We start from the raw sequence: 14,976 nt of genomic DNA on the forward strand, positions 1-14,976 counted from the left end.
CGGCCGGCTCCCGGCGCGGACGCTTCGCAGCCACGGGAATCGGGGCGACGGACGGGTACCTCGACGCCGCAGCGGGCGACGGAGTCGGAGCGGGCGGGGTCGGAACACCCGGGACGGCGGTGATGGTCTGCAGCGGTGCGGTGGCGTCGTCGGGCAGTGCCGACAGCGTGGCCCCGGCGGGCGCGGTGGCCGTCGGCTGCGGGTCGTGGGCGTCCTCAGGCAGCGCACCCTCCGCCGCCGTCACGGATTCGTCGACGTCGACCGGACCCGCCGGTACGGTCGCCGCGACGGGCGCGGCAACGGGTGCCGGCCCGTGCCCCTCCGGCGCGTCGCCGGTGGGCACCGACACCGGCTGCGACAGCAGTGAACTCGGGACCGACCGGGACCGCGCCGCGGTGGCCGACACCCGGCCCAGCACCGTCGAGCGCTGGACCACCGGCCCCGCCTCGTCCGCCGTCGACCCCGACGACGCGTCGTCGCCGGTCGGAGCGGCGACCGCCACCTCGTCGGGAACGAGGTCGACCAGCCGTCGCGTCTCGGCAGGCATCCGGGCCAGCAGCGCCCCGAGGACCGGCAGGACGTCGTGGCCGGGGGGCTGCCCGGGTACGCCGACGAAGATCCGCACCCGACCGAAGGTCCACCGGTGTCCGCGTACCACCCGAGCCCCGGTCTCCTGTCCGGCCCGGCGCACCCACAGCCCGGACTGCGTCACCTCGGCGACCCAGTGTTCGGAGAGCCGGAAGACGTACTCCTCGACGACGGGATACCCGTCCAGGCCCCGGACCGGTCCGGTCGGGCTGGCCGGTCCGACCGGCGGCAGGACCAGACCGGTCCCGAGACCGGCTCCCACCCCGGTGCCGTCGACCACCCGGCTGGCCGCCCGCCCGTCGGGGGTGAGCGCGGGCAGCCCGGTGCGCAGGTGCACCTCGTGCCCCGCCTCCCGGGCCAGCGCCGCCCCCGCCTCCACCATCGCCGTGGCAGCGCCGTACGGGACCAGGACCAGACGCTGACGCACCGACGGCGGGATCCGGTCCAACAGCGCGGCGACCGCCGCCACCGTCGGTTCGGGGTGACCGGGCCGACCGACCACCAGCACCGGGCCTGCGACGTCCATCGGGATGTCGTAGGCCGGGTCGTCCAACTCCGGAGCCGACGCCTCGCCCTGCGCGGGGTAGGCCCAGATCCCCGCCGGAACCGGAACCAGTGTCAGTTCGGGGGAGTCGCCGGGGTCGGCGCAGAGGGCGTCGAGGTCACCCTCCCAGTCCGGTAGTGGGCAGCGGCGGCCGACCTCGGCGGTCGCACCGTCGACGGTGTGTCGCCACCACCCGTCCACTGCGAACAGCGACCCGCCGGGGACCAGCAGCAGATCCCCCTGCGGGGCGTCGACGGTGGCCGTCAACTCCCGCGCGAGCCGACCGGCGAGCTTCCTCCCCGCCGCGTCGGCCACCGCGAGACGGGCCCGACTGCCCGGGGGCACCGCGATCGGCAGGACCATCTCCACTACCGACCAGTCGTCGTCACGGGTGAGGGGGCTGACCACAGTGACGACCCCCGGCTCGGTCGGCAGTCCGGCCGCCCCGGCGGCCACCGCACCGGCCGGGTCCGCACCGACGACGGCTACCCGGTCCCCCACCCAGTTCAGGGCGGAGCCGAGCCGACGGTGCCAGGCGGGGTCGGCGTGCCGCAGTCGGGGACGCGGTGGCGTGGACCGGACCGGCTCACCCGTCTGGTCCTCGTCGGCGCGGGCCGGGCGTCGATGATCAGGAGCCATCGGATTCCTTCCGTGGAGACCGCTGCCGTGGGCGCAGGATGGAAAGGTATCTCCTGTCGGCCAGGACATGACAGGCCGGTCCACCACAAGGTGGACAGACGTGTCCGAATGACCGACAGGTGGCTGACCGGTGCGGGTCCCGCCTGGTGGGCTGCGGTCGGCCGGTCACCTCACGATGCCGACGCCCGGGCGGGTGGGAGCATTCACGGCACCGCGTCACCGGGGTCCCGGTGGGAACGGTCGTCGAGCCTCGCCACCTGGGTCGACGCGATGAGGGCGACGGCCCGGTCATCGTCGTCGGCCAATCTACGCAGGACGTCCCGGGCGACGGTGCCCGGCATCTCGACGAGCGCCTGGGTCAGCCGCCTGCGGACCTCGGGGTCGGTGACGTGGGCGTCGAGCGCGTCGACCAACGCGGTCATCACAACGTCCGCATCATGGGATTCCCACGCCAGCGTTCCGAGAGTCTCGGCTGCCTCCACGTCGTTCGTACCCTCGACCACCATGGCGACGAGGATCGGCACGGCGGCGGTCCCACCCCGGGCACCCACCGCGACGGCGGCGTACCGGCGCACCGCCGGGTCCGCGTCGTCGAGGGCGTCGACCAGAGGCGGGGTCACCCCGTCGCCGGGCACCCCGGCGACCGCCAGCACGGCACGGCGACGGACCTCGACGTCCTCGGCGTACACACCGGCCGCCACGATCGCCACCGCCTCGTCCCCCGCCCGGGCCAGGGCCCACCGCAGCGCCCCGGCGACGTGCGGGTCGGACTCGGCGAGGACCTGCCCGGCCAGCAGCCCGGCGGGAACCCCCTCCTCGGCCGAGGTCAGGACGCTTCGCTGGCGGGACGCGGCACTGGGTGCGGTGAGCCCGTGCATCAGTTCGACGATGCGCAGCACGTCCTGCCAGCCCGAGGGGGCCGAGGCGTCGACGGTCCGGAGCCGGTCGAGCAGCTCCCGCTCCCGCTCCAGCCGGTCCTCGGCCCACCGGATGAGGTCGCCCAACAGGGCCGACGGGGTGAACCCGGGATCGGCGAGGGCACGGCCGATCTGACGCAGCGACAGCCCCAGGGACCGCAGACTCTCCACGTGGAAGATCCGACGGATGTCCTCGGTGGAGTACTCCCGGTAACCACCAGTCGTCCGCCCGGTCGGGCGCACCAGCCCGAGCGCGTCGTAGTGCCGCAGCATCCGGGTGCTCACCCCCGACCGTCGCGCCACCTCACCGATCAGCACGCCTGCGCCCCACCCCGGCCCGGCCCGAGCGCGACGATCCGCGTCGCCTCCGCCACGGCTTCGTCGAACCCGACCTCCGGGTCGTGGAGCAGCAGCTCCGTGGCGCGGGCGTGGGCACTCACCGTCGGGTCCCCGGCGTCGAGTCGTCCCCGCAGGACCGGCTCGATCACCTCCCCGAGGTCGACGAGGGCCCGGCTCAGGCTCAGCCGCACGGTACGTCCGCCCCGACCGAGCTGCGAGGCCAGCTCCACCGCCAGCCGCTCCCGTTCCCCGTCGGGGACGAGGGTGACGGCGGCCCGCCAGGCGGCACGGGCCACCTCGTCGTCCGGGTCACGCAACAGGGAACGGGTGATCGCCGGGTACGCGCTCCCGTCCCTGATCTTGGACAGGGTGTGCAACGCCTGACTGCGGGCCTGGGCGGGTTCGCGGCCGAGTTCGGCCCGCAGCCGGGGCACCGTGAGCGCCGCCGGAAGGCGGGTCAACGCCCAGGTGAGCATGTCGCGGACGAAGAAGTCCGGCTCCACCCCACACCGTGCGACGAGCGCCTCCAGCAGGTCGGGGTGTGGGTGCGTACCGGCCGCCAGGGCGGCCTTCAGTCGCGTCGAGGACTCCTCGGCGCGCAACGCCTGGATCAGTCGGGGGTCTGGCGGGTTGCCAGGGGCCGTGTCGATGGGAACCACCTCCGCACCCAGTGAAGACCTTGTCACGGTGTCAAAGTCAAACGGCTCAGTGGCCCTTCGTCACGTCCAGGTTCCTCGGGGTGAGGGCGAAGACCACGACCACCGAGACCAACATGATCGCCGCGCCCAGGGCACCGACCAGCACCAGACCGTCGGTGAAGGCCGCCTGGGCCTGGGCGGCGGCTGCCGCACCGGCCGGACCCAAGTCGGCCAGGACGTGCAGCGCCCCGCCCAGTGAGTCCTGCGCGGTCGCCACCTCGCGGGGCCCCAGACCGGCGGCGGCGAGGTCGGCGGCCGGGAGTTCGGCACGGTAGAGGGCCGCCGCCGCGCTGCCCAGGACAGCCACGCCCAGGACGGCACCCAGCTCGTAGGCGGTCTCCTCGATCGCGGCGGCGCTTCCCGCGTGCTCGGCCGGTGTCCCGGACATGATGATCGCCGAGGCGATGGCCAGGGAACCCATGCCCGCGCCGAGCAGGGCCAGGAAGATCGCGACCGGGAGGTAGGTGAGCGGCTCCGGGGCGAGGGTCAGGACCGCGAAACCCAGGGCCGCGAGCGCCAGCCCGCCCACCAGGACGGTACGGGCACCGATCCGCTGCGCCAGCACCGGCGCCATCGGGGAGACGATCGCAGCGGCGACGGCCAGCGGCAGCAACCCGATCCCGGCGCGCAGGGGCGACATCCCCTGCACCAGTTGGAGCCACTGCGCCGCGAGGAGCAGTGCCGACCCCATGGCCAGCATGGTGAACAGCGCCGCCAACGTCCCGGCGGTGAACGAGGGAACTGCGAACAGGCGTACCCGCAGCAGCGGCGAGTCGCTGCGCAGGCACCGCCGCACGAACCAGACCAGCAGGACCAGACCCGCCGCCAACGCCACCAGTCCCAGGACGTCGGTCGGTCCCTCCTTGGTGATCCGTTTGATGCTCCACACCAGGGCGGCCATCCCGGCGATCGACAGCACCGTGCCCGGCGCGTCCCACCGGCCGGGGAACGGGTTGCGCGCCTCGGGAAGCAGGAGGACGCTCGCCACGACGGCGGCGGCCATCAACGGGACGTTCAGCAGGAACGCCGCGTGCCAGGAGAAGTTCTCCAGCAGTACGCCGCCCACGATCGGTCCCACCGCCGCGCCCAGCGACGCCACCGCCGCCCAGATGCCCAGGGCCCTGGCCCGTTCGGCGGGGTCGGTGAAGAGGCTACGGATCATCGACAGGGTGGCCGGCATGATCATCGCTCCGCCGACGCCGAGCAGGGCCCGTACGGCGATCACCGCCGACGCCGACTCGGCCACCAGGATGAGCAGGGAGGCCCCGCCGAAGATCGAGAATCCGAGCAGGAGCATCCTCCTGCGGCCCCACCGGTCACCCAGCGTACTCATTGTCACCAGGAGCCCGGCCAGGACCAGGGAGTAGACGTCGACGATCCACAGCTGCTGGGCGGCGGTCGGCGACGTCGCCGCGGCGATGTCGGGCAGGGCGACGTTGAGGATGGTCATGTCCATGACCACCACCAGCAGGCTGACCGCCAGGACGGACAGGGCGGCCCACCGGCGGCGGGCGGACAGGCCGGCGGCGACAGCGCCCGGCGCGTCGGAGGTGTGCGGCGTACTCACTGGTCGTCCTTCGGGGCGGCGCCCATCAGCGCGGCGATGGCCATCCGCAGCGCCGGTTCGTCGATGGGCTGGTCGTTGAGCATGGCGTGCAGGATGACGCCGTCCATGTAGACGGAAGTGGCCAGGGCGGCCTCGGGTGAGGTGTAGTCGCCGAGGATCTCGGCCACCCCCAGCACCCAGCGTCGGGCGAGCGGACGCAGCTCGGGCTGGTACACCCCGGCGTAGTAGAGCAGGTTCTCGGCCTGGAGCCGCTCGCGGTCGCTCAGGTACTCGGTGAACATCGCGGCGATCCCCTCCGGCCGCCCGCCCCGGTCGCTGACGTCCCGGGCGAGCTGGCGCAGCTCCTGTTCGGTCTGCTCGGCGACGACCTCCAGTGCGGCGGCGCGGAGATCGTCCAGGGAGTCGAAGTAGTAGGTGGTGGCGCCCAGCGGCACGTTCGCCGCTGCGGCCACCCGCCGGTGGGTCAACGCCGCGTAGCCGTTGGCGATCATCTCCTGCGCGGCGACCTCGACGATCGCCCGCCGACGCCCCTCGGGGTCCCTCCGGGGGGTCACCGGTGGTCCCCGTGCGCGGGTCGCCGGCCGGCTCGCGACGTCATGCTGCCACCTCTCTCCTGTACGTCTGTACAAGTACAAACGTACAACAAAAGTGGCCCGATCCCGCACCGTGATCCCCATCACCTCGCCGATGTGCGGAACCGGTCACGCCGAGGAATCAGCGACGCCTCGCCCACCGCTCGCCGAGGGCCGGACCTACCGACACGCAGCAGGGGTAGGAACTCTCGTCGGAGTCCCTACCCCTGCTGCGGTGGTGGTGGTGTTCAGCCTGGTGTCACTTCGCCAGGGCGACCGCCCTGGGGACGATGCCGCCGGCGTCGAAGGCCGGCGGAAGGCCGAGGTCACGGTCGATGACCAGCCACAGCCGGATCAGGTCGCGCTTGCGCTCCGGCTCCGGGTGGTCCTGGTAGTCGGTCCGCGCGTGCATGATCGTGTAGTTGTTGAGGAACTGGATGTCGCCGGGGGCGAAGTTCATGTTCAACACGAACTGGTCGGAGTTGTCCAGTTCGTCGAGCAGGTCCATCGCCTCGACCTGGGCCGGGGTGAGGTCGGGTACGCCCTCGCCCCGGGGTGCCGACTCGATGTAGGCCCGACCGTAGTGGGCGAACATCTTGCCGTCCTCGTTGCGACCGAAGATCGGGCACTGGAAGAAGCTGTCCGGGCCGTTGCCGGTCTTGCGGTCGTGCCACCAGTCCTCGTACAACACCTCGGCGAGGTCGGGGCGGCGACGCACGATCTCGTCGTGGACGGCGACCGCGCTGACGATGGTGCTCACCCCGCCGGACATGGCCGGACGGATACACAGCAACCCCACCACGTCCGAGGAGTCGGCGTGGTAGTCGAGCCGGGCGCTGGTCTGGAATCCGCGCACCAGCGGGTCGTTGCGGTCGACCCCCTGGTCCCGGATGTGGATGAGCAGGTCGTCCTCGTTCTTCTGGTGGATCGGGATGCCGACGTGGAGCCCGATCCCCCAGTACATCAGCTCGGCCTGCCGCTCGGTCAGCCGCTCGACCGGCACTCCGCGCACCAGGACGAAGCCACGACCGTCGACCAGCTCGTCGACGACCCCCTCCAGGACTGCGGCGAGCGTGGGCAGCACGAAGTTCTCCTTCGTGACGTCCCGCAACCCGACCTCGGGCCGGTCCACCGCCGCCAGCGCCGCCATCAGCTCGGCCACGTGCGCGTCGGTCAGTTCGATCTTCCAGTCCGGACTGTCCACGATCTCCGGCCCACGCCATGCCGCTGGGCCACCCACAACCTTGACCACACCAGATCCTTTCCTCGGTGACTGTTCAGGACAGTCCGGTGAAGACGTTTCCGTTGTCTGGGGTACTTCTCCGTCCCGACGCCGGGAAGCCCGGGCGTCGTGCGCCGCGAACCGTCACGGCATCCGTTCGTACGCGGGCAGGGTGAGGAACTCGACGAACTCGTCCGCCAGGCTCACCTCGACGAAGAGTGCCCGGGCAGTGGCGTAGCTGTCGGCGTCGAACGCCGACCCCTGGGCGGCGGAGACCTTGGCGATCTCCTCGTCGATGACCTGCTCGACCAGGTCCCGGGTGATCGGGCGCCCGTCGGCGAGGGCGATGTCGTTGTGGACCCACTGCCACACCTGCGACCGGGCGATCTCCGCGGTGGCCGCGTCCTCCATGAGGTTGAAGATCGCGACCGCGCCGAGCCCGCCGGTCCAGGCCGCCAGGTACTGGAGAGCGGCGCTGACGTTGTTGCGCAGCCCCGCCTCGGTGACCTCACCGCCGGCGGACCGCACGTCGAGCAGCGCCGCGGCGTCGACCTTGACGTCGTCGCGGGTGCGGTCGAGCTGGTTGGGCTTGTCGGTCAGGAAGCCGTCGAAGACCTCCCGGCAGAGCGGGACGAGGTCCGGGTGCGCCACCCAGGAACCGTCGAACCCGATCGTCGCCTCCCGGGTCTTGTCCTCCCGGACCTTCGCGAAGGCGGTGGCGTTGACCTGTTCGTCGCGGCGGCTGGGGATGAAGGCCGCCATGCCGCCGATGGCGTGGGCGCCGCGTGAGTGGCAGGTCCGCACCAGGAGTTCGCAGTACGCCTGCATGAACGGCGCGGTCATGGTGACCGAGTTGCGGTCGGGCAGGACGAAGTCCGCCCCGTGGTTGCGGTACTTCTTGATGATGCTGAACAGGTAGTCCCACCGGCCGGCGTTCAACCCGGCGGAGTGCTCCCGCAGCTCGTAGAGGATCTCCTCCATCTCGAAGGCCGCCGGGTAGGTCTCGATCAGCACCGTGGCCCGGATCGTGCCCTGCGGGATGCCGCGTTCCTGCTGGGCCCAGACGAAGATGTCGTTCCAGAGCCGGGCTTCCAGGTGGCTTTCGAGCTTGGGCAGGTAGAAGTACGGTCCCCTGCCCGCGTCGATCTGCCGCTGGGCACAGTGGAAGAAGTAGAGCCCGAAGTCGACAAGGGCACCGGCGACGGGCTGACCGTCGACGAGGAAGTGCTTCTCGGCCAGGTGCCAGCCGCGAGGCCGCACGACGATGGTGGCCAGTTCCTCGCCGAGGGCGTACGACTTCCCGTCGGGGGTGCTGAAGTCGATGTTGCGGTCCAGTGCGTCCCTGAGGTTGATCTGCCCGGAGACGACGTTGCTCCAGGTCGGCGTGATGGCGTCCTCGAAGTCGGCCAGCCAGACCTTGGCACCGGAGTTCAGCGCGTTGATCGTCATCTTCCGGTCGGTCGGGCCGGTGATCTCGGCCCGTCGGTCGACCAGGCCCGGCGCCGGGGGTGCGACACGCCAGTCACCCTCACGCACGTGCGCGGTCTCGGGCAGGAAGTCGAGACCGTTGCCGGCGTCGATCTCGGCCTGCCGGGCGACGCGCAGCGCCATGAGTTCGTCGCGGCGGGCACCGAAACGGCGGTGCAGTTCGGCGACGAACGCCACCGCCTCCGGGGTGAGGATCTGGTCGAACCCCGGCTCGAACTCGCCGGTGATCTTCACGTCAACGTCCTGCGGGTTGGTCACGGGCTGAACCTCACTGTTCGTTCGCCAGTCTCCTGCGTCCCGGGTCGCGGTGGTGCTCGTGCGGGTCGTCGACCCAGCCGCCCAGTTTCAACACGAGAGACGCCATCTCGGATAGCGACAGAGTTACCCATCCTTGATGTGCTGTCAACCCTTCCCGGGAGAGCCACCAGGGGACGAAATTCGACACCGGAAGACCGCCGGGAAGTGCCGTTCGGAGCCTTGCTGCGCCAGCGGAAAGAGGCATCCCGCGCGTCCGCGCGGGAGCAGGTGTTGCGCTGGTCAGCCGAGTCGCCGACCGCCCGCGCACCATGACGGAAACCCCGCTGGTGCATCACTTGACAAGATGGCATCTCGCACAGAGGATTTCGACCAACCTGTTAAGCGTTGATCAACCGTCGGCACGGCCGCCAATCCCCCTCGTGCCCGTGACCGAGGCGCAGGCACCCCCTGCCCGTCGCACTGTCCTGGCGCCACTGACCCGCGTCCCCCAGAAGGTCCGATCGGGCCGACCCGACCGGGCACCGCCGCACCCTTCTCACAACCCACCAGGTGACTCGTCACCGCACGCGGATCACCGTCAGCCGATAGCCCGGCCGACGTCCGCGTCGTCGACGACTTCCGCGCGGGCTGGATCTGCCGCCTGCTCGGGATGCCTGTCAACTCAATGGAGGACATCCCCATGGTTTTCATTGTGGACTCCGAGGCGCACACAGCATCGGGAGATCGGGCTGCCGAAGGAACCGACCGAAGGCGGGATCGTGCCCCGTACCGTCGCCGTCGCGGCGGCGGACTGATCAGGCGGGGACGCCTGGCCGTCGCCCTGGCCACCGCAAGCGTGCTCGTGCTCTCCGGCTGTTTCTCCGACGGAGGATCGGCCGGGGCCACCGACGACTCGTTGGGACCGCCCCTCAAGGTCACCCAGATCGGCTTCCCCAACGAGATCGCCCTGGTCTGGGCGCTGAACAAGGGGATCTTCGCCAAGCACGGCATCGCCGTCGAGCCGGTCACCCTCGCCTCCGCCGCCTCGGCTGTCGCCGCAGCCGACTCCGGCCAGGTCGACCTGGCCTTCTCCGGCGGCTGGGGTGCCATCGTGGCCGCCTCGCAGGGCGTGAAGGTCAAGATCGTGATGGGGGCGTACTTCAACCCCACGCCGCCGGACCCGGAGCGCAGCCGAGGGGTGTTCGCCTCCACCAAGAGCGGGGCGAAGGCCTACTGCGACCTAGTGGGCAAGACCGTCGGTGTCACCGAGCTCAACGGCCCCGGCCAGGTCTACACCAGCGCCGCCGTCCGCAAGGCCGGCTGCGACGACACGAAGATCAAATACGTGAACATCCCGAGCGCCCAGATGGCCACCTCCCTGGAGGGCGGCGCGGTGGACGCGATCAACGCCAGCGGGGCGATCGGACAGACCCTCGTCCGCAACGGCGGGGCCGTCTGGCTCGGTGAGCCGTACGCCGACGTCCAGGGGCGGATCAACTACGCCAACTACGTCGCGTCGGAGAAGTTCGTCGCCGAGAACGGCGACCGGATCGAGAAGTTCCGGGCCGCCATGGACGAGTCGATCAGCCAGATCAAGGACCCGGCCAACGAGGCGGAGTGGCAGGCCATGGCCGCCGAGTTCGGCAAGACCACGGTGGAGGCGATCCGGGCCAGCCAGTTCGAGGAGCTGTCCAGCGAGGTGGACGCCTCGGCGTTGCAGACCATGGCCGACATCGCGTACGAGTTCGGTGCGATCAGCCAGAAGGTGGACACGTCCGGCCTGATCTACGAGCGAGCGTGATGGGCGCCCTCCGCAACGGGCTTCGTCGCGGACAGCCGGTGATCTGGGGAGCGGCAGGCCTCGGTCTCCTGGTCACCGGCTGGGCCGCCGTCGTGTGGGCCGAGGTGGTACCCGCGTCCGGGCTGCCGAGCCCGGCCGCTGTCGCCCAGGCGTTCTGGGGCCTGCTCAACGACGCCGACTTCGTCCGTGAATACCTCGACACCCTCGCCACCTGGGCGGTCAGCCTCGGTCTCGCGGCCGCCATCAGCATCCCGCTGGGACTGCTGATCGGGTACGTCGAGCCGCTGGCCCGGGCCAGTTCCCTGGTGATCGACATCGGACGGGCGATGCCCGTCGTGACCCTGATCCCGGTGGCGATCGTGCTCATCGGCCTGGGCCCGCAGATGAAGATCTCGGTGGTGACCTTCTCGGTCTTCTGGATCATCCTGGTCAACACCATCTACGGCGTACGCAGCGTCGAACCCCTCGCCCTGAAGGTCGCCCAGGCGCTGAAGTTCGGCCGCCTGGAGACGATGCGCCGGGTGCTCCTGCCGACCACCCTGCCGTACGTGGTGACCGGCATCCGGGTCGCCACCGGCATCGCGTTCGTGGTGACCCTGAGCGCGGAGCTGCTCGGGGCCACCACCGGCGTCGGCACGGTGCTGGTCAGCTACCAGGAGGCGCAACGGGCCGACTCCGTCTACGCAGGGGTGCTGGCGGTGAGCATCACCGGCATGGTGCTCAACATCGCTGCCCAACTGACCGAGCGACGCCTCATCCGCTGGCGCCCGTCGACACAGGAGTAGACAGTGCGCAGGATCATCGTCAGAGTTGTCTCCTACGTATGGCTCGTGGCCGCGTTGGTGCTCGTGGCCGAGGTGCTGCTGCGGTGGCGGGACTCCTCGTTCACCCCGCCGCCGAGCCGGGTCGCCGGCGCCTTCCTCGACCTGTGGTGGAGCGGACCGGCACACCGGCTCTTCGCCTCCGACGAGTTCGTCGCGGACGTCGGATCGAGCATGTTCCGGCTCGCCATCGGCTACGCCCTCGCGGTGGTGGTGGGTGTCGTCGTCGGAGTGGCGTTGGGGCGGAGCCGACGCCTGGAGTGGCTGTTCGCACCGATCGTCCGGCTCGGCGTCGCCACACCGGCGGTGGTGCTCATCCCGATCGCGATCGTGCTGCTCGGGATCAACGACCGGATGCCGATCTTCGTCATCGCGTTCGGCTCGATCTGGCCGGTCATCTTCAACGCGATGGACGGGGTGGCCGGGGTCGACCGACTGTCCCTCAACAGCGCGCGGGCGATCGGTCTGCGGCGCGTCGACAGGTACCGGTTCGTCGTGCTCCCCGCGGCACTGCCGCGCATCCTGACCGGCGCGCGGGTCAGCCTGGGCATCGCCGTCGTCCTGATGGTCAGCTCCGAGCTGTACGCCTCCACCTCCGGGGTCGGCTACCAGATCCTGCTCCAGCAGTACCGGTTCGACACCCCCAAGATGTTCGCCGGCGTGGTGATGGCGTGCGCGATCGGCATCCTTTTCAACGCACTCTTCGGCCTGTACGAGCGATGGGCGCTCCGCGGGCGGCCGACGGTAGGGAGATAGAGATGAGCGACGCGGGAACCGATTCGGCCGCGCTGGTCGTGGAGGGGCTCACCAAGACGTACACCACCAACGGAGTCGACCATCTGGCCATCGAGAAGGTGGACCTGCACGTCGACGCCGGTGAGTTCGTGTCCATCGTGGGGCCGTCGGGCAGTGGCAAGACCACGTTGCTCAACTGCATCTCCGGACTGCTACGACCCAGCGGCGGCCAGGTCCGCACGTTCGGCACGCCCATCGGTGACGGCCCGTCCGAGGACATGGCGATCGTGTTCCAGGACTACAGCAGGTCGCTGTTCCCGTGGCTCACCGTCGAACGGAACATCGGACTGCCGATGCGGCGGACCGGGGCGAGCCGCGCCAGTGTGGCCAGTGCGGTGGACAGCCTGCTGGAGGCGGTCGGGCTGCCCCGGTCGGTGATCGGCAAGTACCCGTGGCAGTTGTCGGGCGGCATGCAGCAGCGGGTGGCCATCGCGCGGGCGCTGATCAACAAGCCGAAGATCCTGTTGATGGACGAGCCGTTCGCCTCCGTCGACGCGCAGACCCGGATCAGCCTGGAGGACCTCACCCTCCGGGTGTGGCGGGAGTGGAACAAGTCGGTCCTGTTCATCACCCACGACATCGACGAGGCGGTCTACCTCTCGGACCGGGTGGTGGTGCTCAGCAAGGGGCCGTCGACGGTGAAGGCGAACGTCGACGTGGAGCTGCCCCGCGACCGCGACCAGATCCTCACCAAGCAGGAACCGCTGTTCGGCAAACTCCGCAGTGAGGTGATGGACCTCGTCATGGGTCAGTGACCGACCCTGCACCACCACCGCGCCGAAGGCCGGGCGACACCTCGTGTCGCCCGGCCTTCGGCGTCGTCGCGTACGGGGAGGCGCCATGTGTTCCGGGCAGATGTCGCTGCGGTCACGACTTGACGAACGGATTGTTATCGTTCACAGTCGATAGTCAAGGACGTCGATTTCTGCGGCTTTCCGGGCAAGCCTGTGTCGTCGGACCTTGGGTCGGGCGTGCGTCGGGGCAAACGTACGCCGTGTGATCGGTAACAGCACCCCCCTCACGCCCGGCCCTTCCCTCGCGGCACGCCCCGCATCGGGCGCACCGCTCGACTCTCGATCGAGAAAGAGGAGATATGCCTGTTACAGGGATGTTCTCGTCACTCGCACCGCGATCGCGGCGGCGCGGGTGGCTGCCGCGGATCCTGGCCGTCGGCGCAGCGACGGTCCTGACCGGTGGGGTCGCCGTCGCGGTGGTGTCGACGCCCGCCTCCGCGGCGACGGTCGACACCAGCGCCTGGTACGTGCTGGTCAACCGCAACAGCGGCAAGGCGCTGGACGTGTACAACCTCGCCACCACCGACGGTGCGCGGATCACCCAGTGGCCCCGCAACAACGGCAACCAGCAGCAGTGGCAGTTCGTCGACTCCGGGGGCGGCTACTACCGGCTGAAGTCACGCCTGTCCGGCAAGGTGCTCGACGTCTACAACTGGTCGACGGCCAACGGCGCGGGCATCGTCCAGTGGTCCGACAGCAACGGCGCCAACCAGCAGTTCCGCCTCGCGGACTCGGACGGCGGCCACGTCCGGCTGATCAACCGCAACAGCAACAGGGCCGTCGAGGTCCAGGGCGCCTCCACCGCCGACGGTGCCAACATCGTGCAGTACGACGACTGGAACGGCACCAACCAGCAGTGGCAACTCGTCCGGGTCGACGGTGGGACCACCCCCACCACCCCGCCGACGACCCCACCCGGCGGCACCTGCGGGCTGCCCTCGACGTACCGCTGGAACTCGACGGGTCCGCTGGCCCAGCCGAGATCGGGATGGGTCTCGCTGAAGGACTTCACCCACGCCCCGTACAACGGCAGGCAGCTTGTCTACGCCACCACCCACGACACCGGCACCACCTGGGGGTCGATGAACTTCGGCCTCTTCACGAACTGGTCCGAGATGGGCTCGGCCGGCCAGAACCAGATGCCGTTCGCCGCCGTCGCGCCCAGCCTCTTCTACTTCGCCCCGAAGAACACGTGGGTGCTCGCGTACCAGTGGGGTGGGCCCGCCTTCTCCTACCGGACGTCGAGCGACCCCACGAACGTGAACTCGTGGTCGTCGGCGCAGACCCTCTTCACCGGAAGCATCTCCAACTCCGGCACCGGGCCGATCGACCAGGCCCTCATCGGTGACGGCACGAACATGTACCTGTTCTTCGCCGGGGACAACGGCCGGATCTACCGGGCCAGCATGCCCATCGGCAACTTCCCGGGCAGCTTCGGCTCGAACTACACCACGATCATGACCGACACCACGAACAACCTGTTCGAAGGGGTCCAGGTCTACAAGCTCCAGGGCGAGAACCGGTACCTCATGCTCGTCGAGGCCATCGGTGCGCAGGGCCGCTACTTCCGCTCCTTCACCGCCACCAGCCTGGGCGGTACCTGGACCCCGCAGGCCGCCTCCGAGAGCAACCCCTTCGCCGGCAAGGCCAACAGCGGTGCCACCTGGACCAACGACATCAGCCACGGCGAACTCATCCGCACCAACGCCGACCAGACCATGACCGTCGACCCCTGCAACCTGCAGCTGCTCTACCAGGGACGTGACCCCAGCTCCGGCGGCGACTACGGTCGCCTGCCCTACCGGCCGGGTCTGCTGACCCTGCGCCGCTGACGCGCGAGGGGTCCGGCAGCTCCTGACCGTCCTGGGCGGGACCGGGGTGAACTCCCCCTCCGCTCCCGGTCGGACCGGCCGGTTCCCGGCGGCGGTGGGCTCGGTGCACGACCGAGCCCACC

Annotated in this window: 11 protein-coding genes and 1 pseudogene; 5 read left to right on the top strand and 7 right to left on the bottom strand. The window is 70.3% G+C overall.

Annotation, left to right across the window (positions count from 1 at the left end; all coding sequences use genetic code 11):
• The 7 genes and pseudogenes from ABT336_RS23635 to aceB form a co-directional block, all read right to left on the bottom strand.
• Window positions 1–1,771, bottom strand: a pseudogene (locus ABT336_RS23635) (hypothetical protein); the annotation flags it as partial.
• 203 nt (window positions 1,772–1,974) lie between these two features.
• Window positions 1,975–3,006, bottom strand: a complete 1,032-nt coding sequence (locus ABT336_RS23640; RefSeq protein WP_350899166.1) for a MerR family transcriptional regulator — start codon at window positions 3,004–3,006, stop codon at window positions 1,975–1,977.
• Window positions 3,000–3,686 carry a HEAT repeat domain-containing protein gene (locus ABT336_RS23645; RefSeq protein ID WP_350899168.1) on the bottom strand — a complete coding sequence of 229 codons (687 nt, stop codon included), beginning with the start codon at window positions 3,684–3,686 and terminating at the stop codon, window positions 3,000–3,002. Before ABT336_RS23645 ends, ABT336_RS23640 begins: the two co-directional genes overlap by 7 nt.
• Before the next feature lie 46 nt (window positions 3,687–3,732).
• Window positions 3,733–5,292: an MFS transporter gene (locus ABT336_RS23650; protein WP_350899170.1), complete on the bottom strand. Its 1,560-nt coding sequence runs from the start codon at window positions 5,290–5,292 to the stop codon at window positions 3,733–3,735.
• Window positions 5,289–5,846: a TetR/AcrR family transcriptional regulator gene (locus tag ABT336_RS23655; protein ID WP_350899172.1), complete on the bottom strand. Its 558-nt coding sequence runs from the start codon at window positions 5,844–5,846 to the stop codon at window positions 5,289–5,291. The genes ABT336_RS23650 and ABT336_RS23655 overlap by 4 nt, the downstream gene beginning before the upstream one ends.
• 277 nt (window positions 5,847–6,123) lie before the next feature.
• The gene (locus tag ABT336_RS23660) at window positions 6,124–7,116 is read right to left on the bottom strand and encodes a TauD/TfdA family dioxygenase (RefSeq protein WP_350899174.1); all 993 of its coding nucleotides are present in this window, start codon (window positions 7,114–7,116) and stop codon (window positions 6,124–6,126) included.
• Between the two features lie 114 nt (window positions 7,117–7,230).
• Window positions 7,231–8,832 (bottom strand): malate synthase A, encoded by a 1,602-nt coding sequence (gene aceB / locus ABT336_RS23665; protein WP_350899176.1) that lies wholly within the window; start codon window positions 8,830–8,832, stop codon window positions 7,231–7,233.
• 679 nt (window positions 8,833–9,511) lie between these two features.
• Between aceB and ABT336_RS23670 the strand changes: the two genes are divergently transcribed.
• From ABT336_RS23670 to ABT336_RS23690, 5 genes are all read left to right on the top strand, one after another.
• Window positions 9,512–10,612 carry an ABC transporter substrate-binding protein gene (locus ABT336_RS23670; protein WP_350899178.1) on the top strand — a complete coding sequence of 367 codons (1,101 nt, stop codon included), beginning with the start codon at window positions 9,512–9,514 and terminating at the stop codon, window positions 10,610–10,612.
• Entirely contained in the window at window positions 10,612–11,397 is a 786-nt protein-coding gene (locus ABT336_RS23675; RefSeq protein ID WP_350899186.1) for an ABC transporter permease, read from the top strand. Before ABT336_RS23670 ends, ABT336_RS23675 begins: the two co-directional genes overlap by 1 nt.
• Window positions 11,398–11,400: 3 nt before the next feature.
• Window positions 11,401–12,189 carry an ABC transporter permease gene (locus ABT336_RS23680; RefSeq protein ID WP_350899180.1) on the top strand — a complete coding sequence of 263 codons (789 nt, stop codon included), beginning with the start codon at window positions 11,401–11,403 and terminating at the stop codon, window positions 12,187–12,189.
• 2 nt (window positions 12,190–12,191) lie between these two features.
• Window positions 12,192–12,983, top strand: coding sequence for an ABC transporter ATP-binding protein (locus tag ABT336_RS23685; RefSeq protein ID WP_350899182.1), 792 nt, complete (start codon window positions 12,192–12,194; stop codon window positions 12,981–12,983).
• A gap of 353 nt (window positions 12,984–13,336) precedes the next feature.
• Window positions 13,337–14,854 (top strand): non-reducing end alpha-L-arabinofuranosidase family hydrolase, encoded by a 1,518-nt coding sequence (locus ABT336_RS23690; RefSeq protein ID WP_350899184.1) that lies wholly within the window; start codon window positions 13,337–13,339, stop codon window positions 14,852–14,854.
• Window positions 14,855–14,976 lie beyond the last annotated feature (122 nt).

Source organism: Micromonospora sp. NPDC000207 (assembly GCF_040300925.1).
Classification (GTDB): domain Bacteria; phylum Actinomycetota; class Actinomycetes; order Mycobacteriales; family Micromonosporaceae; genus Micromonospora.